This is a genomic window from Terrimonas rubra, assembly GCF_042686025.1.
Lineage (GTDB): Bacteria > Bacteroidota > Bacteroidia > Chitinophagales > Chitinophagaceae > Terrimonas > Terrimonas rubra.
On record NZ_JBHUOZ010000003.1, the window covers coordinates 2,469,656 to 2,491,848 of the forward strand.

Sequence of the window (22,193 nt, forward strand, 5' to 3'; positions counted from 1 at the left end):
TATGCTTATCTTTCGGACTACAAAAAACCTGCTATGCCAGTTGCTCACTTTTTACATCATGTATTTACCAGTAAGGATTTTACCCCTGCCGAACAGGAAGAGATCATATCCCAGTTCCGACAGGTAAGTTTTACCAAAAATGATTATCTAATAAAAGAGGGTAATACCGCTTACAAGTATTGGTTCGTGGAAAGTGGTTTTGTAAGGGCTTATGTTATTGATGTACAGGGCAATGATATCAGCACCAATTTTTATGCAGTGGGCGACCTGATCATTGACTGGATCTCTTTTTTCCAGCATACCCCCGCGAAGGAAAATATACAGGCCATGACCGATTGCGTGGTATGGGAAATTGATTTTGATAAATTTCAAAAGCTCTACCATGGCATTAAGGCCTTTAATGAACATGGCCGCGGCACCATGGTGCAGGGCTATTTTACCTTAAAGCAGCATAGTATTGCCATGCTCACCGATCATGCAAAAGAACGTTATGTAAGATTACTGGAAGAGAAACCACATATCATACAGAATGTATCTTTAAAACATATTGCCACTTACCTTGGCATTACTGATACTTCCTTAAGCAGGATAAGAAAAGAATTATTAAGCGAATAATAAAAGAGCACCTTCTGGTGCTCTTTTATTTTACTTATGCATTTTCTAAAATAGCTATATCCAGTTTTTTCATCTTTAATACTTCCTGCATTACTCTTTGTGCCCGCTGCGGATCGCTCATCAGTTGTGCCAGTTTTCGTGGAATGATCTGCCAGGATACACCAAACTGATCTTTACACCAGCCACACATACTTTCCTTACCTTCTTTGGTAAAGCCGTTCCAGTAATAGTCAATTTCTTCCTGGGTATCGCATTGTATTACCAATGATATACCCTCGGTAAAACTAAATGCCTGAGGTACACCACTATCCATGGCCATCAGTACATACTCATTCAGCTTAAACTGGGCATGCTGTACCTGTCCCTCTGTGGGACCCGTGCCATATTCCAATATACCGCCCAACGAAGAAGAGCGGAAGAGGTCCACGTAAAAATGAATAGCGTCTTTCGCTTTACCCTGCTGTGCTTCTGCAAACATCAGCGTAGGAACGATCTTTTGCCCTACCTGGCTAATATCCCCTTTATATATCTGCCAGCTGATACCAAATTTATCCTGCACCCATCCGTATCTTTCGCTCCAGGCATATTTATCCAGGGGCATTAAAACATCCCCACCTTCTGCCAGTTTATGCCAGCAATGATCCGTTTCTTCCATTGTTTCACAAATCACCATAAAAGAAATACTGGCATTGGGTTTAAATTGCGGACCGCCGTTCAACCCCATCAATAGTTGTCCGCCCAGTTCAGCATTGACCACCATGGGTGTATCAGCAACAATTTTTGAATCAGGAAATACACGGCAATAAAACTCCATAGCTTCTTTGGCATTGCCATCAAACCAGATACAGGGATAGATATTATTATTCATACGATTATATTTTATTCATTTTTTAAAAGTTCGTCCAGGTTATCGTGTCCCATGGAAAATCCTTCTTTAAAACCCATTTCCACCAGTTTGTCCTTATCCTCCTGTGTACCGAAAGTTAAGGTAGTGGTTACGGTGGTGGTATTATTGCCATTATCCGCAAACCGCACATCCCAGTGTGTATCTTTATATTCAGTACTGGCATTACCTTCTGCATCACAAAAATTATCTGTACCGGTAAAAGATACATTGGGGTTAATAGTTTTATAAGTTACAATAGCCCAATGCTCCTCCCCGTCCGGACCTTTCATTGCATACAGCCATTCTCCCCCGGGAGTAAAACTAAACCGCTTAGTTGCTGCTACCCAGGGCTTGGGTGCCCACCATTTATCCAGTACCTCACTGTTTGTCCAGGCGTTCCACACCTTATTCAGTGGTGCCTCAAAAGTACGTATAGCCGTTAATGCTTTTCCGTCTTTGGAATCTTCGTAAGTCGTTTTCATAACCATCCGTTTAATGTTAAAAAATTATTTATTTTCCTTTAACAGCAGTATTGTTCCGGCCGGGTCTTTTATCCAATGCATGTTGTGTGGTATTTCTTCCAGTTCATCAAAAGTTTGCGTGCCATTGGTGGTTAAATAATCGGTAGCGTTAGGTACATCAGGCGTTTTTATTTCCAGCCAGATAGAGGATGTGTCAATACCTTCCACACAATCCAGCCATAAAGTGCAGGTACCGAATTTTACGGTATGGGTTTGTAAAACAGTCGGATGAGTTATCGGCTTCTCTTCTACTTCCAGCAATAATACATCCCTGTAAAAATGTACCGTATCGGCATACTGGTACGCTGGTATTTTCATCGCAATATTTGTGCCTGCTTCAAATCTCATTTGAACAGTTTTAGGATTAACAACTACAAATCAATCACCTGATAAAAGATAATAAGTATCATTTTATTGCACAGTAAAGCTAAGCAGCCCGGTACACAAGGCTCTTGGCATATGACAAGAAAACATCATTATACAAAAAACCGGGCTAAAAATAGCCCGGTTAATATTTTAAAAGGAGAAACGTTAATAGTCTTACTTATAATACATTCCACCAGTCTTTGTTATCCGGTGCAGCAGGCTTATCGTTATTTTTATCGTTTGCGGGCTTATTTGCAGCAATATTATTTGTTTGGGGTAATGCCCTGATGGCATCCTGTACAAGAGGTAAGTTAAACACCGTTTGCAATTTTTGCTTCAGTTTAATTCCCTGCTCAGGTTTTACCTGCATAATAAAATTGGCATAACCTATCATTTCGGCAACAATATTATCGCCCCCCTTCCACGTTTTACCCGCAAGTCCTGTCTTTTCAATCTGCTGGATCAAAGCCCTGAAACGGTGTAAGGTTTTTCTGTTGATGCCCGGTTTTTTATTAACAACGATACCGGTAACTTCCTGTCGGGTACCTTTCGCCATTATTTTCACCTTATCAGGATGGATGGTAAACCCTTCTTCTTTTACCACAGCCTTAACCTGCCAAAGTAATTGTTGTATCAACTTGTTGCCTGTGTCAGACTTATCATTGATGGAAAAACTCAGGTCATCGGCATAGCGGGTGTAATTGATATTCATTTTTGCGGCAATAGCAGTAAACCGGCAATCCAGCTTATAACAAATAATATTGGTTATGGCGGGACTGGTAGGCGCTCCCTGTGGCAAAAAACGTTCTCCGGAAGCCACATAATAATTCTTTCCATCCAGTTCCATCTCTTCCCGTGCGGGTTCCGTACACAATAAGGCCAGGATGGTAGCGATCTTTTCACTGTAGCCCAATTTACAGAAAAGCCCCTTCACTCTTTTATAAGTGATTGTAGGAAAAAAATCTTTTAAATCAATATTCACTACTATGGCTTTGTTAATATGTTGTGCGGCATTCGTTAAAATAGAACGGTTAAGGACAAACCCATTGGCGGCATCATGTAATGTCACTTTATTCAATATATGTTGCAATACCCAATGTTGTATCTTTTTTAAACGGGGCATAGGGGCCGATATAACCCGGTGACCACCACTTTTTTTTGCTACTAAAAACCTTTTGTAATGTGTGGTGGTAGCTACTTTCCGGTGATAACTTAAAAACTTTAATTCACTGATAGTAATACCCATTGCCGCCGCTAATGTTTCCACATCATTAAACGCAGGTAACCCAAATTTATTTAACTGTGTGATATCCGTTTCCACCTGTTGCAAACCACCCGATACGTCCTGTCCTAAAAAAATAATATCGGTATTTTTTGTAACGGTCCATTGCGCCGCTTTTTCAGCCCGCTCCTTTTCTTTCTTTTCTTTGGTTTCTATACGCTTTTTCTTCGCTGCTTCCATACGTTTCAACCGCATGTCTCTCAATACCTGTTCCTTATCTTCATAGCGTTTCTTTTCTGCTAATAATTTATTCAGGTCACGCTGTAGCTCGCCTTCTTTTTTTATTAATAGTTCAGGAAGCTGGGGCTCGTCTTCGTTTTTATTCCAAAAACCAAGACGTTTCATTTCTTCCAGTATATATTCTTCTTTGGAGGAAGCACTTATTTTATCGTAGATCTGCTGACGGGTAGTACGACTATCCATGTAGGTCATTTTTTATTAGTTCAAAACAAAAGGGCAGGAAAAACCTTCGTGCTGGCCCCGGACTATATTAATCAACTCCAGGCCATGGGGTATCTGTGTAGTATTAAGGCACATGGGGCCGGTACTGTTAATACTACACAGATACCCCATGGCCATAGTAAAGATTACATGTAGTGATGCATATACAATCACTTAACATGAACGACGATACATCGTTCGCTCCTTTCGGAGGCAAGGTGCTTACCTGTAATCCCTCTTGTCTAAGAACTAATTCATTGAAGAAATCGAAAATTACTTATTCCGGTTTTTATAACAAAATTGTTTTTAAGTTTTCTCTGTTCTTTTTGTATTGCCATACTGTAAACGCATGGCCAGCATGTGTTCGCAGGGGCCTTTATATAATTTGTTCTCTATATAAAAACTACAGTCACAATTACCTGTTTTTATACGTTCGTCCTCGTCAATAACCAACTCGGGATTATAGGTTCGTTTACCAATTTTTATCGTAGCCGATAGCTTAAGGCCAACGCCACTGATTGTTTCGGCCTTTACCACCGGTTTCAACTGTGTTAACAGTTCACTGGCCAGTTCTTCATTAGGATTAGAAAACCTTAGCTTATCCATAGGCAAAGGTTCCCTTGATAATTCCCGCAGGCGATAAACATTCTTCTCCAGGTCAAACATTACACGTCCTGCCTGTGTGTAAATACCCAATGCACCGGCTACTTCGGCAGTACTGAGGCCCAGGTTTTGTGCCAGCTGTTCCGTCTCAGCATACCACTCTTTACTTAATCCGGCAAATACTTTTGCCTTGATGGCATCATCGATAATGGCCCTTGGTGCCATCAGGTCAAAATTCCCGGCCCGCGACCAGTCATTGGCCGTCCAACCCGATAACCCCAGTGTAAAGTTCATATCACCCAGGTCAGCAATATAAAATGATGGCATGCCGGTTCCCAGCAAATGGACGGTAAACTTTTTTGCAAGAGGTATCAGTCTCTCCAGGATCAGTAACCTTCTCCTACCCCATATTTTTATTTCCTGTTTGTGGCTGCCGGTATATACCGATCTGCTGCAGATGATCTCTTTTCCCCAGGGTTCAAAAACTACTTTAACCGGCTCGCCGGGATTTAAAACATACCTGATATAACGCGGGCCTTTTTTCTCCCTGAACCGCCTTAACCAGGAACAAAAATTGTGAACATCCATCGGGTGCAGGTCAAACCGGGTAGCAGGCAGGGTCATGGCGGAGCTTACCTGTAAAAAGCCCCGTACCCAACTCTCCGGCAGATCAATTTTTACTTCCTTAAACAAATCCTCTCTAGTCGTCTGTACTTCAAAACCTGAAGGATCCACTTTAAAGTCTGTTTCTTTATAATCCCTTATCTTCTGAAACTCATTGTACAGATCGGCCGAATAATCAATATTAGTGGTACCGCATTTAAAATCATTCACTTCTTTAAACACGTTATAATTGGCCCCCAGGCGACCATAGGTAGATTCGTCCTGGCTAAAACATTCAAAAAACATTTCATCTGGATGAACCGTAATGACCGGGTCCAGTACAATCCACGCATCTTTATCTTTATGATACAGGTAATCAAAATACTTTCTCTTTGCCTTATAAAAAGGTTGTAATAGTTTATCCTTTTCGCTTCTTACTTCAGCAATCTCCTGTTTTAATAATTTTATGCTGGCCTCGGCAGTTGTTTCATTGTATCCGGCCAGGTATTCGGACAACCATACCGCCTCCTGTTGTGCCGCCCATTCTTTATATGCAGTTTTATCCTTTGGTTTAAAACGCAGGTCCGAAACCACCACATCATGCAAGGCAGAAATTGCTTCCCTGAAAGCTATCTTATGCTGCAGTTTACCAACGAAAAACACAGGATCTCGTAAGGTATCCGGCGCAAATGATAAGCCGGTTGCAAGCGCACTGCTTGTCACCGTTGTATTACCGCCATATTTATAGTTAAATAACATATCTTTTATTTGTCATCCTGTTTAATCTTATTTTACACTTACCGGCTTTAGCACCATTGGCACTTCTACATCGTACAGTTTTTTTAAACTGTGCAATATTTCAATACACTTGGCTTTATCGCCGATCGCTACAGTTGCCGAAATACCCGTGATCAGCTGCACCACTATTCTTGCGGCCTGCTCAGATTTTTTCCCCTCCGCTAATAAAAATTTAAATATCCTGTTCTTTGCTGTCCTGGCCTGGTTAACACGGCTCAATACCGAACGGAAATAAAAACCCAGTTGTTCTAACCGCTCCGGATTATCCGTTGCAAATCTTTCCAGGTAATTGGTCGCAAATAATTGCATTTTGACACTTGGGTGCTGACTTAATTTGATCAAGTATTCCTCCCCTGCCTCATCTGTAAAAAACTTTGTTATCAACAAGCGGCCATAAGCTTCCACATCAGGCCTTACCGAATCCGCCAGGGCGATCAGGGCTTCAGGTGACCAATCGGCCTCTGTAAACTGTTCTTCAAAAAAAGCTTTGGCAAACTCACGGGTATCCTCCCATGTTGCATCCAGCAAACGGATAGCTTCGTCCCGTTCATATTTAATACGGGCTACATGGCCGGTAAAATATTGCCGGCACCATTCCCTTACCAGCAAAGTTTCATGATTTCCCAGGCCAATGATCTGGCGCAGGGTGAAAGTATCAGGATCAACGTATTTGTTTAAAACAGCTATACCAAACTGTTGCGTAGGCATATAATCACTGTATACCAGTTTTAATACCATCGCTTTATCAGCATTTTTTACATGCGCCAATAAAACCGTCTGTAATGTCTCACTAACATCTTTATGCAGCCCCTCCGAAACTTCTTTACGTAGTAAGTAGGGGATCAACAGCTCTACCATATTGCTGCCAAAAGCAGTATCCCGGTCTGTCATTTTTTGCAGTACAGGACGCACTGCTACCCTGATATTAGAAAAGCCCGATACCGTGCAGGCTGCTACCAGTTCCTGGCGCTTTAATAGTTCATCCACGCTCAGGTTCAATAAGAGATGAACAGTTGTTTCTCTTACCGTTGCAGATTCATTTTCCAGTAAACCCATAAATACACTAACCGGTATATCATCATAATTGACCGTATCCTTTTTAAGCAGGAGAATATATAATCCTAATAGTTTGGCCCCTGCTGCAGGACTTTTTATCAGGTCTTCAATTACATTAGTACTGATTGTACTTAATTTATCGGCAAACAATTTCCGTATAATGGCCGAAGCATCATCCAGCGCCTCATTATTTTCGGCATTATTGTCTCTTAACGTAATGGCTTTTGTAATTACTCTTCCGCAGATCAGCTCGGCCTGTGTGGGTGTATATAACTGCTGTTCCATCAGCATGGCTATCCAGTTCCTGGCATCTTTATAAGGATTGAATAATGCGTTCGCCACCCATTCCGTATCCTCAAAAAAGACTTTGGGATCCCCCGCTATCCACTGCCTGGCCAGATCACGGGCAGCAACGATGCGGCTTGCCAGTACAGCACTTACTAATCCAAAATCAGGCGCATGCGGGTTATAACGCTCTTTTGCCAGTGTAAAACCATAATCCGCCGGCTGATCAAATTCACTGCGTAATAACAGGCTCAACACCTGGTTATCTATTTTTGTACGGATAGCTTCATAGTCAGGGTGTTTTTGCAGGTTTTCTAAAGCAAATCTGTGCAATTCGCTCATCCTGCCATTTACCAGTAACTGTATATAGGCCTGCGGTAACTGGTTCCATAAATGAATAAAAGGGGTGGCATGTTGTATTGTTTCCTGCTGCACTACTGGTTCCGGCTGAGGAGCTTCTTTTTTCTTACTGCCAAATAAGGAGATAATTTTTTTAAATAGACCAGGCTCGTTGGCAGGAGCCGGCTGCTCCCTGTTTATTTTCTTTCTATCATCAGGGTTTATCAGTTGCCAGGTATTGTTGTTGTCTAAAAAATAAGCCGGGTCATTACCCGAAATGATCTGGTGTAATAAAGTAGCATGAGCATTAGCAGGAAATTGTGTTATCACTGTCTGGTAACGCCCGTTTTGCCATATATAATTATTGGAAGAATAGGCAGGTTTATGATCCTGTTTATCATAGGCCAATAAAATGCCAGTAGCCATACGCACATAATTCACATTCCCATAAACGCCTGTATTAGTTAAATTCCTGTGGATCCTTTTACGGAAATAATTCCGGGTTTTATTACTATAAGCTAGAGCGCTTGTTTTTTTCTTAAGCTCCTCTTTTACATTAAAAAAATCACTGAGCTCTGTTATATAAGTTCTTTGCCCGGCATACGCGATACTGCTGCTGAACATTTCCGGCTCTCTTTCAAACTTCAGTGTTAAAACACCCAGTATTTCAAAATCATCCCTGAATTCGGCTAACTTAAAAATATGCCGGATATGCTTAAAATAACCGGGCCTGGCTGGTAACTGGATCAGCAACTGTTTTAAAGGTTCACGCAGCCATTTTTCCTGCAATGAAATAGCATATAAATGTTCAAGAACGGGATAATCGGGTTGTTTTTGTTGTATTACCCTTTCGGTTAATAACTTTTCAAGCGTGACAGGATCATTTTCAGTAATGGCCAGCTTAAAAGGTTCGGCCAGAGAGTTAAGGTGATGACGGATCATTTTTTCCTTTTCCTCCCCGTCACTTAATTGCAGTAAAGCATCACCCGCAATACGTTTAACAGTAGCAATGGAAGAGCTGGCTAAAACCTGCAATAATGGGATAGCCTGTATATCACCTATACGACCCAGTGCCCAGGCCGCCGCATATTGCTGCATACTATCGCCCTTAAGCGCTAACTGGTAAATATAAGGAACAGCTTCTTTTAATTGTAACACCCCGGCCATCCACATGATACGGGATATCTTCCAGGGAATTTTTGTACTGGTTTTTCCTTCAAGTGCATTTTGTAAACGGCGTAATACAGCCTTTTCCCTTCCTTCGGGTATTGCATCCCAGTCTACCGGCTCAAAAACGGGCATAACAGCATCGGCAACCGGAGCAGTTACCGGCAACACTTCACCATCTGATAATATATATCCCTTCGCTGTTTTTTCCTGTTGCAGGTTATTGAAAATAGTTTCTGCACGGGTTTTATCCACACCTATCTCTGTTTTGGTTCCTTCTTTTAATGCAGCTCCGCGCCTGCCATAGCGGAAGTTGACCACATAGCGGTCATTGCCAATATCGCATAAATCAATTTCGTATACTTTATCAGAGTTGCCTTCCCTAAAAAAAAGTTTTGCCTGCCTGACTAACTTCATAATTCATTTATTATCCGGTAGTAAGATACTATTTATTTCATTTTACCAACTTTTAAGATCAATAAAATTTTGAAATTCCATTTACTTTATTTTGCTTATTTTTTAAGCATTATTTGGTCAAATCAAAAAAGATTTTATTTTTGCTTCATAATTAAGCAAATTATTTATGTTAATAATCAACTTAAATACAGGCAGCACCAAAAGATCAGCCATAGGTTTATTACAGGTAAAATCTAAAAAACGGAACTTTTGTATTACACGACAATGCAAGCTGGCAGGAGGAACAAGAAGGCGCTTTGCAGACTGTTTTTAAAAATGGTAAATTGGTAAATGAATATTCCCTGGCTGAGATCAGGAGAAGAGTATGGGAAAGCTGATTTTGTTTAGCCAGCAACAGTAATGCTATTGACCGTCCCTTGCGTCGCACACTTGTACAACAGCAATACTGATCGGCTTTATAGAACGGCATAAAAAAGAAAAATGAAAACAAATATTCAACTTATACAAGCCGATATAACAACGATTGATGTTGATGTTATTGTAAATGCAGCCAACAGCAGTTTGTTAGGTGGTGGAGGCGTGGACGGTGCAATACACTACAAGGGTGGTAAAACCATTCTCGACGAATACATTGCCATAAGAAATAAACAAGGCGGTTGTGCTACCGGAGAAGCGGTTATTACTACAGGGAGTAATCTTCCTGCAAAATATGTTATACATACTGTGGGACCCGTCTGGCAGGGTGGTAATAAAAACGAAGCCCAATTACTGGAAGACTGTTATACCAATAGCCTTCGGTTAGCAATAGAAAATAAACTTTCTTCAATTGCTTTCCCGAATATCAGCACAGGGATATACAGGTTTCCAAAGGAACAAGCAGCCATGATAGCCATTCAAACAATTAAAAACTTTCCGGAAGGCCACCAGTTTGAAAAAGTATTACTTGTTTGTTTTGATGAAGAAAATTTTTTGATATATAAAAGAATATTAGAAGCCTAATATGAAAACGATTACATTATACAGGCCCGTAGGACAAAAAGAATGGGATTTAATTATTGAAGCGGGATATAAACGTTTTCCGCCAAGGCTGTACTGGCAACCTATATTTTATCCCGTAACCAATCAGCCTTATGCCGAACAGATTGCTTCGCAGTGGAATACCAATGACGAAGCCGGTAATTATGTTGGTCATGTACTTGCTTTTGATATTATAGAAAGTTATGTGCAGCAATTCCCGGTACAGAATGTGGGCGGTGAAATTCATAATGAACTATGGGTACCGGCAGAACAATTAGATGATTTTAACAATCATATCGTAGGAAGTATAAGGTTAATAAAAACCTTTTATGGAACCAATTATAAAAAAGATTAAACGAAAAGAAATGAAGACAGAAAGATATGTGAGCCAGGTTGGGCGCTTACCTGAAAATGGAAAACAAATCATAGGATATACTGAAGAGGAAAACATCATAGTGTACCAGGCTTTCAATCCGCGTATTGCTGATTATGCAGTACAATATCAACAATTCGGAGGAACACATTATAGTTTTAACAGGATGTCATGGATTAAGCCGGGCTTTTTATGGATGATGCACCGGGCAGGCTGGGCGCAAAAAGAACACCAGCAAAAGATACTGGCCATTACATTACCCATGATACACTTTAAAACTATTTTACGTGAAGCAACTTTATCTTCCTATCATGCAGACATTTATCCTACAAGGGAAAGCTGGAAAGATGAACTGCAAAACACCGAAGTAAGGTTACAGTGGGACCCCGATCATGATCCATATGGCAATAAACAGGAACGTAAAGCTATACAGCTGGGATTAAAAGGAAATATCCTGAAAAATTTCTGTACCAACTGGATCACAAAAATTGAAGATATCACCGGCTTTGTACAGGAGCAATATCAGTTTGTGCAGCATAAAGAGATAAATAACCTGATTATTCCTTACGAAGAGGTAATAGTTTTAAATGACACAATTATTGAAAAAAGGATTGGCATAACCAATCATGAACAAGATTAAACCATGGAAAAAGAACATAAATATTTCAGCAAATTTCTGAGTTATACACTCAGGCATCATCCTGAAAAAATAGGGCTCACACTGGACAATAAAGGCTGGGCCGATGTAAACGAACTCATTACCAAAATGAATGCACATAATGCTGCCCTTACAATGGATATACTGGAAACCATTGTGGCTTCAAACGATAAAAAACGCTTTGCCTTTAATGACGATAAAACCAAAATAAGGGCCAGCCAGGGGCATAGTATTCCTATTGACCTTGACCTGCAACCGGTAACACCTCCGGCCATACTGTACCATGGAACGGCACAGCAAAACCTGGAGAGCATCCGGGCAAATGGTCTGTTAAAACAAAGCCGGCAACATGTACACCTGAGCGCTACCAGGGAAACCGCCATACAGGTGGGTAGCAGGCATGGCAAAGTAGTAGTGCTGGTAGTACAAACGAAGCAAATGCATGAAGCGGGTTATACCTTTTACCTGTCAGACAATCATGTATGGCTGACAGATCATGTACCGGCAGAATATATTGAAAAATAAAAATTAAAAAGTCAAAACGACCACTATCATGGATAGCCATATCCAATTTTTGCATTTTGACTTTTTAATTTGATCTTACATCTTTATGAACACATTTGTTATAGGCGATATACACGGCGGGTTAAGGGCTTTACAACAGGTATTGCAGGCAGCGCAGGTAACCCAGGGAGACCGACTGATCTTCCTCGGCGATTATGTGGATGGCTGGAGCCAATCGGCACAGACCATCAGCTTTCTGATAGCGCTGGCTGAAAAACAGGAATGTATTTTTATCAAAGGCAATCATGATGTATGGTGCGAAGGCTGGCTCAAAGAAGGTCTCGCCCCGCAATTATGGCTCACCCATGGTGGTAAGGAAACTGTAGACAGTTATAAAGATATTGACGGGCACACCCGGCTTGAACATTTGAACTGGCTGGAACGCATGCCCTATTATGTGGTAGATGAACAAAACCGTTTATTTATTCATGCCGGTTTTACCTCCATGCACGGACCGGAAAAAGAATTTCATTCTTCCAATTTCAGCTGGGACAGGACCCTGTGGGAAATGGCCATTACCATGGACCAACGGATAAAAAAAGATTCATTGCTGTACCCCAAACGTTTAAAACTATTCAGCGAAATATTTATAGGTCACACCCCTACTCTTTATTATAACATTACTACTCCCATGCAGGGATGTAATGTGTGGAACCTGGATACCGGTGCCGCCTTTAAAGGCCGTTTAAGTATCATGAATATTGATACCAAAGAATTCTGGCAAAGTGATCCACTGTGGCAATTATACCCCGGTGAACATGGCCGGAATGGCGCCTGATTGTTGTAACTTTATAAGATGACAAGCTTTGCCCGGCGCATCACTGATTTTTATTATAACTTAAACATCCATACCCGGCTGCCGGCCGGCATCAGTGTGTTACACCCGCAGCAGGAGAAGGAAACACAGGCGGTAATCAAACAGTTTTTTAATAAGTATTATGCCGACAATCACCGGCGGGCTTTGCTGTTTGGCATTAACCCCGGGCGTTTTGGCGCCGGTGTAACCGGCATTAATTTTACCGCGGCCAGGCAATTATCACAAAACTGCGGCATCGAACATCCTTTTGGTAATCAATCTGAATTATCGGCCGAGTTTATTTATGAAGTAATTGAACAGTTTGGTGGCGCAACTACTTTTTACAGTCGGTATTTTTTAACCTCGGTATGTCCGCTGGGATTTACCAAAGCCAATAAAAACCTGAATTATTACGATGATGCGGCCCTGTTAAAAAAAGTAACGCCTTTTATTACCCAATGCCTGGAAACACAGGTTTCCTGGAATGTTTACCGGGAAAAGTGTATCTGCATTGGCGGCGAAAAGAATTATCGTTTTTTCCAGTCGCTCAATAACAAACATAACTGGTTCAAAGAAATAATACCCCTGCCCCATCCGCGTTTTATTATGCAGTACAGGCGAAAGGATAAATTATTGTTCATAGATCAGTATCTCCAAGCACTGGAAACGATTGTTAGTTGATGATTGCCCCGGCTCCGCTTACTCATTAATTTTTCGCTAAACTTTTTCAGTTGACGGGTGTTAGTTTAATTTACCCCAACTTTACCAGATGAAACCGGATATTTTAAGCAGGAAACAGGTATTGGGCATGTCGGTTACCGCCGGTATCTGTGTCGCCAATATATATTACAACCAGCCCTTGTTACATGATATTGCATTGAGCCTGAAGACCAGCGACGATGCGGTGGGCTCTATTGCCGTACTGGCACAGGCGGGTTATGGCTTAGGTTTATTTTTCTTAACGCCTTTAGGTGATAAAGTTGACAGGAAGAAACTGATAGTAAGTTTACAGGTTTGCCTGGTAGCAGCTTTACTGGGTATTACTTTTGCCACTAATTTATTTTTAATAGGCGCTATGAGCCTGGCCATTGGTGTACTGGCCGTTGCGGCACAGGTCATTTTACCCATGGCCGCTTCTCTATCCGGCAATAATAAAGGCCGGAATGTAGGCATTATTTTCACCGGCATATTGATCGGCATTCTAGCGGCCCGGGTATTCAGCGGGTATATTGCCGACTGGTTCAGCTGGCGTTATGTATATGGCATAGCCGCTGCCATGGTAACCGTAGCGGCAGTAAGCATGTATTTTATGCTGCCTAACCAGCCCGCAAAGTTTAAAGGCAGTTATGGCCAGCTTTTATCTACCACTTTTTACCAGTTAAAACGTTTTCCGCAGTTAAGACAAACCGCCCTGCTGGGCGCCCTGATATTTGGCGTGTTCTGCTCCTTCTGGACCACGCTTACCTTCCATGTGAGCGGCGCTCCTTTTTATTATGGCACGGATATTATCGGTTTGTTTGGTTTACTGGCCATTGCCGGCGCTTTAATGGCGCCTGCATTCGGGAAAAAAGCGGATGGTGTATTACCCGAAAGATCACAGCTGATCACTGTGAGTATGATTGTAGTGGCAGCCGCCATTTTATTTATTTTCCCCACCAATGTATGGGCTTTAATTATCGCCGTACTATTACTGGATGTAGGTGTACAGGCCACACAGGTAACCAATATTGCCATGATCTACATGCTGGATGAACAGGCACACAGCCGCATTAATACCATTTATATGACCAGCTATTTTATTGGTGGCGCTACCGGGTCGCTGGTTGGTATACTTTGCTGGAAGGCAGGCGGATGGCAACTGGTGAGCATACAGTTCTGTGTATGGGCTTTACTGGCTTTTGTTATTGCCTGGATACGTTATAAGCAGGCCAAACAACAACTGGTATTGCAGCCACAGGAAATTGTAACAAAGTAATACCATTTTAATAACCAGTTTGGAGTGCTTATTGCTGATAGGGTATATTATTATTAACAAGCCATAATGAAATGACATGAAAGTTTACATAACGCGTATGATACCGGAAGCAGGCTTACATGTGTTGCGACAGGCAGGTGTGGAAGTGATCCAGTATACCGGTAAAACCAATATTGAAAAAGAAGAACTGGTACAAAACTGCCAACAGGCAGACGCTTTATTGAGTGTAGGGCCTAATAAACTGGATGCAGCTTTCCTGCAGGCCTGCAGTCATTTAAAAGGCATTGCCCTGATGAGCGCGGGTTATGACCAGGTAGACATTCAGGTTGCTACTGACAACAATATCCCGGTAAGCAATACACCCGATGTATTAAGCAACGCCACAGCCGATGTGGCTTTTTTATTAATGCTGGCTGTATCAAGAAATGCATTTTATATGCATAAAACCATTGGCAAAAAAGAATGGAGCTTTTTTGAGCCCACTGCCAATTTAGGCATAGAATTATATGGTAAAACATTAGGCATATTGGGACTGGGACGTATTGGCATGTCGCTGGCTCAAAAATGTACTGCGGCCTACAACATGCAGCTCATCTATCATAACCGCAACCGGAATACCAATGCCGAAAGAACGTTTGGCGCCCGTTATGTTTCGTTTGAACAGTTATTACAGCAAAGCGATGTATTATCCGTACACGCCAACTTAACCCCCGCTACCAAAAATATGTTCAATAAAGCGGCATTTGACCAGATGAAACCCACGGCCATTTTTATTAATACTGCCCGCGGCGCTTTACACAATGAGCAGGACCTTACAGAAGCCCTGAAAAACCAGACGATCTGGGGCGCCGGCCTCGACGTAACCAACCCTGAGCCTATGTTACCCGATAATCCATTGTTACAGATGCGCAACGTATGTGTATTACCCCATATAGGTTCGGCCACACAGGAAACTAGGAGTAAGATGGCGGTTGTTGCAGCCAATAACATTGTTGCCGCCCTGCAAGGGAAGCCCATGCCGCAGGTATTGAATAATACCGTTTACCAAAAGATACAGGCCTGAAACTAAAAAAACAACAGGCAGGGTCGCTTTTATGATTGCTTGTATTAACCACAGTATGGATTTTGCTTTTACAGCGGATGACCTTAAAAGAAGGTATAAGGCTTAAGGAGATAAGCCATAAGGCATAAAAATTCTGGCAGTGCTTTTATCCTCTTTATTTACAGCCGTATCGCGGGGAGTGCCGGAATAGCACTATTTAACCTGTAAGCAGCCGGAGTCATATACAAATCTGAAAAGCCGGATGGCGATCTCACTCAAACAACTACCAACCGTTCGTTCAAAAATATACTTCCCAATAAAAAAACGGGCAATTACAATTGTAATTACCCGTTCAACAAACATAGGCAGGTTAAAATGGCAACAGTTTCTGTTTGCCCCCATACGGATTGAGTGACCTGAGAAAATTCCCGAAAAAGTTAAAAAAGCCACTATCTGGAAAGATGTGGCTTAAAAAAATCAATAATTACTTATTGATCCGTCCAAGCGTTTATATATTAAGAGCTATATTTTTTAAAATAAAGGGGTCTGAATAGAAATTCTCCCCCGTTTCAAAATCCAATATCCTATGAAAAACCAGGACAAACATAAGCCAGGATGAATAGGATTATACAGAAAGTAGCCGAACAGGGTAAAAATGTAGCCGAATGAAAGCCGGGAGTAGATGAATGGAAGAATTTTAGCGCCAAAGAGCCTAATATTTTTGTAATAGTATATTTTTGTAGTAATGACCCTCTCCTACATCATCGCTGATGACGATATTATTTACCGTGAATTGATGTTGCAACATTTAAACACGATGCCGGAACTGGTATGCCTGGCCGTGTGCGATAATGCGATGGAGGTACGCAAAAAAATGCAGGAACAACCCGCCGACCTGCTGATACTGGATGTGGAAATGCCCGGTTTATCGGGTATTGACCTGGTGCAAAGCCTTGCAGAACAACCCATGATCATTTTCATATCATCGCACAGCAGTTATGCCGTGGATGCCTTTAATGTGGATGCCATTGACTTTTTGGTAAAACCTTCGCCCCTGCCACGTATTATGCGTGCCGTGAACAAAGCCCTGCATTTACATGAATTAAAGAAGAATACCCACCCGGATGAGGGCTTTAAACCGGTTGATGATAATGCATTTTTTATTAAGGATAAAGGAAGTTTTTTAAAAATTGTTTACAGCCAGGTAATGTATATAGAATCATTAGGGGATTTTGTGGACATACACCTGGAGGATGGCACTAAGAAAATAGCACTGGTAAATATGAAGAGCCTGGAACAGCAATTACCGGCCTCTTTGTTTTTACGGATCTCCAGGAACTTTATGATCAACAAACACAAACTGACCGCCGTTGACAGTAATAATGTAGTTTTAGGGAAAATACAACTGCCGGTAGGTAAAACCTATGTTAACAGTGTATTGCAGGCCGTACTTGGTAACAACATTATTAAAAGACATATCTAAACCAATATGAGAAAAGGCTTTTTGCTTTTAACTGCCCTTGTTTTGTTTGTAACTGCTTTTGCCCAGCAAAAAAAATACATAGACAGCCTGTTAACGGAGATCGATAAACACCCGCCTGATTCGGTATTAGTGGATCTGTACGATGAGATCGGCCAGGTTGTATCGCAAAATAACCCTACGAAGGCCATTGAATACCTGGAGAAAGGAAAAGCTATTGCCGAAAAGGCCAGATTACAGATAGCCTATGCCAATTTCTGGTATAGTATAGGTTTTAATTACCGCGTTAAAGGAAAGTATGACCAGGCGATACATGCTTACCAGCAGTCCCTGCCTGTATACGAACAACGGAAGGATAGTTTTCGTTTAGCCAATGCCTTAATGTCTATCCAGTCCACTTATTTTGAACTGAATGACCTGGAAAAGGCAAAGGAGTATATGGCCCAGGCCGCACCCTATATTTTTGGGGTGAACGACCTGCCGCAGGTGGCCGACTTTTATGGCTCAATAGCTACGATCAACAGCAAACAAAATAAATACGATTCCGCTTTATATTATTACCAGAAAGCTATTGACCTGAATAAATCATTTAATGATCCCATCGGCCAATCTATTGTAATGATGAATAAGGGCCTGACCCTTAAAAAAATGGGCCAATACCAGCAGGCCTTACAATATTTTGACTCCAGTATTGCCGCTGTAAAAGATGTGGAGCAAATGGCCGACCTGAACGCCAGCATAAAGAATAATATCGGGGCTACCTATGCCATGATGGGCCAAACGGATAAAGCGCTGGCAGCCTTTAACACCAGTATACAAATTGCCAGGGAAGCCGGGTTACTGAAGAACGAGATGGAGAACTACCGGAATATGTCAGACCTGTTCCTGAAAAACGGCGATTATAAAAATCATTCGGCCTACCTGCAAAAATATTATGCCATCAAGGACAGCATTTTTACTATCGACAGTAAAAACCAGATCACACAGCTGGAAGCTGATTACGAGATCACCAAGAAGAATAATGAACTGCTGGTAAAAGAAACGGAAGTGACCCGTAACAAAAGCCAGCGGAATATCTTTATTATTTTAAGCGCCACTGCCCTGGCCATTTTACTAACCCTGGGATATTTTTACACAAGAATAAAAAAAGCGAACAAGCTGCTGAATGAGAAGAATATTTTAATCAATGAACAAAAGAATGAGTTATTAACCCTGAATAGGGTTAAAGACCGTTTGTTCAGCATCATCAGTCATGACCTGCGCCAGCCTTTACAAACCCTCAAATCCTTTCTGATCCTTTCTGATAATAAGGACGTGGCCGAAGAGAAGAAAAGAGAGTTTAAAATATTAACCTTTAATGCCGTATTGAACACCAGCGATATGCTGGATAATTTACTGGCCTGGGCCAATATACAGCTGAAGAATACTACGCCACCGATTACCACCATCTCTATCGAAGACAGTATATGGGATGTAACGGAAGGGGTAAAACCGCAGACCATTCAAAAAGGTATTACGGTTGTTCAGCACATACAGGCCGCTACTGCCATGGGCAATTATGATATTTTGCAGATCGCCGTTCGTAATATCGTTACCAATGCCATCAAGTTCAGCCCTGCCAACAGTACTATCACCATCAGTTCCGTTAAGGATAAGGATAAAGTGTATGTAAGTATTGCCGACCAGGGCATTGGTATGACGCCGGAGCAGATAAGACAGATAGAAACCAGGGAGATCAGCTCTACCAAGGGTACAGCAGGTGAACGCGGCAGTGGCCTGGGTTTATTTCTGGTGAAGGAATTGCTGGAAAAAATAAATGCCGGCATTACCATCAGCAGTGAACCCGGTAAAGGTTCAACCTTTAACATTGTATTGGATGCATAATTAAACCGCCGTTTGTATAAGAACCTGTCACCGGCTTCCTGATGTTTAATAACTTTGCGGTTATTACAATTATCCAAAGTAGCGGCATACTATGTCCTTTAACACACAACCCGTTTTAACAACCGATCAGTTAATACTCTACCCATTACAGCAGGAAGATTTTGAAGCTCTGTACCAGGTTGCATCGGACCCTGCCATCTGGGAACAACACCCCAATAAAGACCGCTGGCAGCGCGAAGTGTTTACCACTTTTTTTGAAGGCGCTATGGCCAGCGGGGGTGCTTTTAAAATTGTAGATAAAGCCACCGGACAGGTCATCGGCAGCAGCCGTTTTTATGATCATGATGCCAGCCATAACAGCATTTTTATAGGGTATACTTTTTATGCCACCCATTGCTGGGGCAAGGGCATTAACCGTGCTGTTAAACAACTGATGCTAGACTATGCATTTGAATATGTAAACGAAGTATTCTTTCATGTAGGGGCGCAGAACATCCGTTCACAAATTGCTATGGGGCGTATAGGCGCTCACAAAACAGGAGAGGAAACAGTGGCCTATTTCGGTGAGTCCGACCGCTTGAATTTTGTTTACCGTATTACAAAAAACGATTGGTTACATCTTAACACCGCACACTAATGGAAATTATAGAGCACTTACATCATATTGAAACACGTATACGTCAGGCCTGCATAACCGCCGGGCGTGACCCGGGTTCCGTAAGGTTATTGCTGGCCACCAAAACAGTTACCCCTGAAAATATAAAAATTGCCTTGCAGGCCGGACAGTCATTGATAGGAGAAAACAAAGTCCAGGAGATAAAAGAAAAATATGAGGCCCTGCTGTCCACCCCCCACGAGAAACATTTTATTGGTCACCTGCAAACGAATAAAATAAAAGATATTTTAAAATACGGGGTTAGCTGTGTACAATCTGTTGACCGATCAGACCTGGCCGAAAAGCTGCACCAGCGGCTGTTACAGGAGCAGCGTACGATGGATGTGCTGATACAGGTAAACACTTCGCAGGAAGAAAGTAAGTTTGGGGTAGCACCCGGTGAAGCCATAGAACTGGTAAAACAGGTAGCCAAGCTGGATACCCTACGCATTAAGGGATTAATGACCATCGGCTTATTCAGCACCGACACTGTTGCCGTAAGAAACTGTTTCCGCTTATTAAAAAAGATACAGCAGGATATCATTGTTTTACAATTACCCAATGTAGAAATGAAAGAATTATCCATGGGTATGAGCAATGACCTGGAAACAGCAATAGCAGAAGGCGCTACTATTGTAAGGGTGGGCACAGCCATTTTTGGCAAACGGCAGTACCCGGACAGCTATTACTGGAATGAGAGCAAACCTGTAATATGATCATCCTGATTTACACTATGTTTCCCGCACTGTCATTATGATAAACAAACTGCTACCCGCTCGCCTATTACTTGTGTAAGGTGGGTTATGTATTCTTTTTTGTAATTACTAATACGCTCCGTTGTAGCATTCTTCTCCAGGTCATGAAAATGAAAGCCCTGTATTTTCTCCATACCGGTAAAAGCATTCATGCGGTGGAAACCAAACAATACCCCATCATCCACAGAAGTCTGGTTAAAAAACTCACCCGGTAAGGTAAAAGCCGTATCCGGTGCATTCCAGCTGGTATTGACCATATACTTTTTACCATGCATCAAACCACCGGTACCATAGTTAATTGCCGGATTGCTGCGTGAGCGGCCATCACTGTGGTAAATACCGTTCTGATGCCCGGCTGTGAACACTTCGTCAATATACTTTTTTAAACGGTTAGGTACCTGGAACCACCAGATAGGTGTATTATAAATTACCAGGTCGGCCCATTTAAAATGCGCTACTTCTTCCTCCGCAATAAAAGCATCATTAATATCCGTTACCCTTACTTCAAAACCGTTTTGCTGCAAATACTCCACAATCCAGCCAGTTAAGGTTTTATTGAAAGCGCCGCCGGAATGGGCAAAATGCTGACCACCATTGATAATAAAAATATGTTTCATCGCTATTATTTTAAAATGACAAGGCAAAATTAGCTTGCCGGTTATTATTATTAAAATAACATAAATTGTACATTTGTATCATAATTATAATAGTTTATGCCAACAAATTTTGAGTGGTTCCGTACCTTTAAAGCCATCTACGAAACAGGCACTTTATCCGGTGCAGCGCAGGAATTATTTATTTCGCAACCCGGTGTAAGCCTGCATTTGAGTTCGCTGGAGGCCTATACGGGTTATAAGCTGTTTGACCGTTCGGCACGCAGGATGGTGCCAACAGAAAAAGGAAAGTTTTTATACAATTTTATCCTGGAGCCCATCAAAAAACTGGAGACTGCCGAACAGCATTTTCACAAAAGAGCGCAATCCGAAAGAGCCACCATCAGCGTAGGCATGTGCTTTGAAACCTTCCAGTATACTCTGGAAGAACATATTGCCAGCCTGCCTTTTAACCTCATCATTAAGTTTGGAGAATACCCGCAAATGCTGCAGGACCTCGATAATGGTTTACTGGACCTGATCGTTACACCCCAAAAAGGAAACCATAAAAACCTGGAGTATACACCGTTTTCCAAAGAACGTATCGTGCTGATCGCAGGTGGTAAAACGGATATTAAACCTTTACAAAAAATACTGGCAAATAAACGGGTACCTGAACTGGCCACCTACTTAAAACAACAATGCTGGTACAGCACCACGGCAGATATGGAACACCTGAAAAATTTTTGGATAAAGAATTTCGAGGAGCATCCTGATTTCCGTCCTAACTATATTGTACCCAATATCAGCTCAATTATCCGTTGTTTGAGTGATGGCAATGGCTTTTCTATTGTCCCCGATTTTTTATGTATGGACGCTATTAAAAACAAAAAGATAAAACTGGTTTGGGAAGGTATTAAACCGCTGGAGAACACGCTTTATTTTGGTTCCCGGAAAAACACCATTTACCATCAGGAGCTGGACCGGTTAAAAGCCATTTTTACAAAAAAATGGAAATAACG

The 22,193-nt window shown here is 41.7% G+C and carries 21 protein-coding genes; 14 read left to right on the forward strand and 7 right to left on the reverse strand.

Annotation, left to right across the window (positions count from 1 at the left end; genetic code table 11):
- Window positions 1-33: 33 nt before the first annotated feature.
- Window positions 34-615: a Crp/Fnr family transcriptional regulator gene (locus ACFS6H_RS19535; RefSeq protein ID WP_386103131.1), complete on the forward strand. Its 582-nt coding sequence runs from the start codon at window positions 34-36 to the stop codon at window positions 613-615.
- A 34-nt stretch (window positions 616-649) separates the two neighbouring features.
- On the opposite strand, the gene ACFS6H_RS19540 is transcribed toward ACFS6H_RS19535, so the two are convergent.
- The 6 genes from ACFS6H_RS19540 to ACFS6H_RS19565 form a co-directional block, all read right to left on the reverse strand.
- Window positions 650-1,483, reverse strand: a complete 834-nt coding sequence (locus tag ACFS6H_RS19540) for a VOC family protein (protein ID WP_386103133.1) — start codon at window positions 1,481-1,483, stop codon at window positions 650-652.
- Window positions 1,484-1,494: 11 nt separating this feature from the next.
- Window positions 1,495-1,983 (reverse strand): SRPBCC family protein, encoded by a 489-nt coding sequence (locus ACFS6H_RS19545; protein ID WP_386103135.1) that lies wholly within the window; start codon window positions 1,981-1,983, stop codon window positions 1,495-1,497.
- 24 nt (window positions 1,984-2,007) lie between these two features.
- On the reverse strand, window positions 2,008-2,370 hold the full coding sequence (locus ACFS6H_RS19550; protein ID WP_386103137.1) for a hypothetical protein: 363 nt from the start codon (window positions 2,368-2,370) through the stop codon (window positions 2,008-2,010).
- 196 nt (window positions 2,371-2,566) lie between these two features.
- Window positions 2,567-4,093, reverse strand: a complete 1,527-nt coding sequence (locus ACFS6H_RS19555) for a reverse transcriptase family protein (RefSeq protein WP_386103139.1) — start codon at window positions 4,091-4,093, stop codon at window positions 2,567-2,569.
- A gap of 324 nt (window positions 4,094-4,417) precedes the next feature.
- On the reverse strand, window positions 4,418-6,076 hold the full coding sequence (locus ACFS6H_RS19560; protein WP_386103141.1) for an SWIM zinc finger family protein: 1,659 nt from the start codon (window positions 6,074-6,076) through the stop codon (window positions 4,418-4,420).
- Window positions 6,077-6,103: 27 nt separating this feature from the next.
- Window positions 6,104-9,379: a WGR domain-containing protein gene (locus ACFS6H_RS19565; RefSeq protein WP_386103142.1), complete on the reverse strand. Its 3,276-nt coding sequence runs from the start codon at window positions 9,377-9,379 to the stop codon at window positions 6,104-6,106.
- A 480-nt stretch (window positions 9,380-9,859) separates the two neighbouring features.
- Between ACFS6H_RS19565 and ACFS6H_RS19570 the strand changes: the two genes are divergently transcribed.
- From ACFS6H_RS19570 to ACFS6H_RS19625, 12 genes are all read left to right on the forward strand, one after another.
- Complete coding sequence (locus ACFS6H_RS19570; RefSeq protein WP_386103144.1) at window positions 9,860-10,378, forward strand: O-acetyl-ADP-ribose deacetylase; 519 nt, start codon at window positions 9,860-9,862, stop codon at window positions 10,376-10,378.
- Between the two features lies 1 nt (window position 10,379).
- Window positions 10,380-10,751, forward strand: a complete 372-nt coding sequence (locus tag ACFS6H_RS19575; protein ID WP_386103146.1) for an ADP-ribosylation/crystallin J1 — start codon at window positions 10,380-10,382, stop codon at window positions 10,749-10,751.
- Entirely contained in the window at window positions 10,726-11,409 is a 684-nt protein-coding gene (locus tag ACFS6H_RS19580; protein ID WP_386103148.1) for a DUF4291 domain-containing protein, read from the forward strand. Before ACFS6H_RS19575 ends, ACFS6H_RS19580 begins: the two co-directional genes overlap by 26 nt.
- A 3-nt stretch (window positions 11,410-11,412) precedes the next feature.
- Entirely contained in the window at window positions 11,413-11,952 is a 540-nt protein-coding gene (locus ACFS6H_RS19585) for an RNA 2'-phosphotransferase (RefSeq protein ID WP_386103150.1), read from the forward strand.
- 85 nt (window positions 11,953-12,037) lie between these two features.
- On the forward strand, window positions 12,038-12,769 hold the full coding sequence (locus tag ACFS6H_RS19590; RefSeq protein ID WP_386103152.1) for a metallophosphoesterase family protein: 732 nt from the start codon (window positions 12,038-12,040) through the stop codon (window positions 12,767-12,769).
- Window positions 12,770-12,787: 18 nt separating this feature from the next.
- Window positions 12,788-13,468, forward strand: a complete 681-nt coding sequence (locus ACFS6H_RS19595) for a uracil-DNA glycosylase family protein (protein WP_386103154.1) — start codon at window positions 12,788-12,790, stop codon at window positions 13,466-13,468.
- 88 nt (window positions 13,469-13,556) lie between these two features.
- Window positions 13,557-14,762, forward strand: coding sequence for an MFS transporter (locus tag ACFS6H_RS19600; RefSeq protein WP_386103156.1), 1,206 nt, complete (start codon window positions 13,557-13,559; stop codon window positions 14,760-14,762).
- 76 nt (window positions 14,763-14,838) lie between these two features.
- On the forward strand, window positions 14,839-15,825 hold the full coding sequence (locus ACFS6H_RS19605; RefSeq protein ID WP_386103158.1) for a 2-hydroxyacid dehydrogenase: 987 nt from the start codon (window positions 14,839-14,841) through the stop codon (window positions 15,823-15,825).
- 724 nt (window positions 15,826-16,549) lie between these two features.
- The gene (locus tag ACFS6H_RS19610; RefSeq protein WP_386103160.1) at window positions 16,550-17,287 is read left to right on the forward strand and encodes a LytR/AlgR family response regulator transcription factor; all 738 of its coding nucleotides are present in this window, start codon (window positions 16,550-16,552) and stop codon (window positions 17,285-17,287) included.
- A 6-nt stretch (window positions 17,288-17,293) separates the two neighbouring features.
- Window positions 17,294-19,168, forward strand: a complete 1,875-nt coding sequence (locus tag ACFS6H_RS19615) for a tetratricopeptide repeat protein (protein ID WP_386103162.1) — start codon at window positions 17,294-17,296, stop codon at window positions 19,166-19,168.
- Window positions 19,169-19,259: 91 nt separating this feature from the next.
- Window positions 19,260-19,805, forward strand: a complete 546-nt coding sequence (locus ACFS6H_RS19620; protein ID WP_386103164.1) for a GNAT family N-acetyltransferase — start codon at window positions 19,260-19,262, stop codon at window positions 19,803-19,805.
- On the forward strand, window positions 19,805-20,539 hold the full coding sequence (locus ACFS6H_RS19625) for a YggS family pyridoxal phosphate-dependent enzyme (RefSeq protein WP_386103166.1): 735 nt from the start codon (window positions 19,805-19,807) through the stop codon (window positions 20,537-20,539). Before ACFS6H_RS19620 ends, ACFS6H_RS19625 begins: the two co-directional genes overlap by 1 nt.
- A 35-nt stretch (window positions 20,540-20,574) precedes the next feature.
- Here ACFS6H_RS19625 and ACFS6H_RS19630 read toward each other — a convergent pair whose 3' ends face one another.
- On the reverse strand, window positions 20,575-21,195 hold the full coding sequence (locus tag ACFS6H_RS19630) for an NAD(P)H-dependent oxidoreductase (RefSeq protein WP_386103168.1): 621 nt from the start codon (window positions 21,193-21,195) through the stop codon (window positions 20,575-20,577).
- Between the two features lie 96 nt (window positions 21,196-21,291).
- Between ACFS6H_RS19630 and ACFS6H_RS19635 the strand changes: the two genes are divergently transcribed.
- Complete coding sequence (locus tag ACFS6H_RS19635; RefSeq protein ID WP_386103170.1) at window positions 21,292-22,191, forward strand: LysR family transcriptional regulator; 900 nt, start codon at window positions 21,292-21,294, stop codon at window positions 22,189-22,191.
- Window positions 22,192-22,193: the final 2 nt, after the last annotated feature.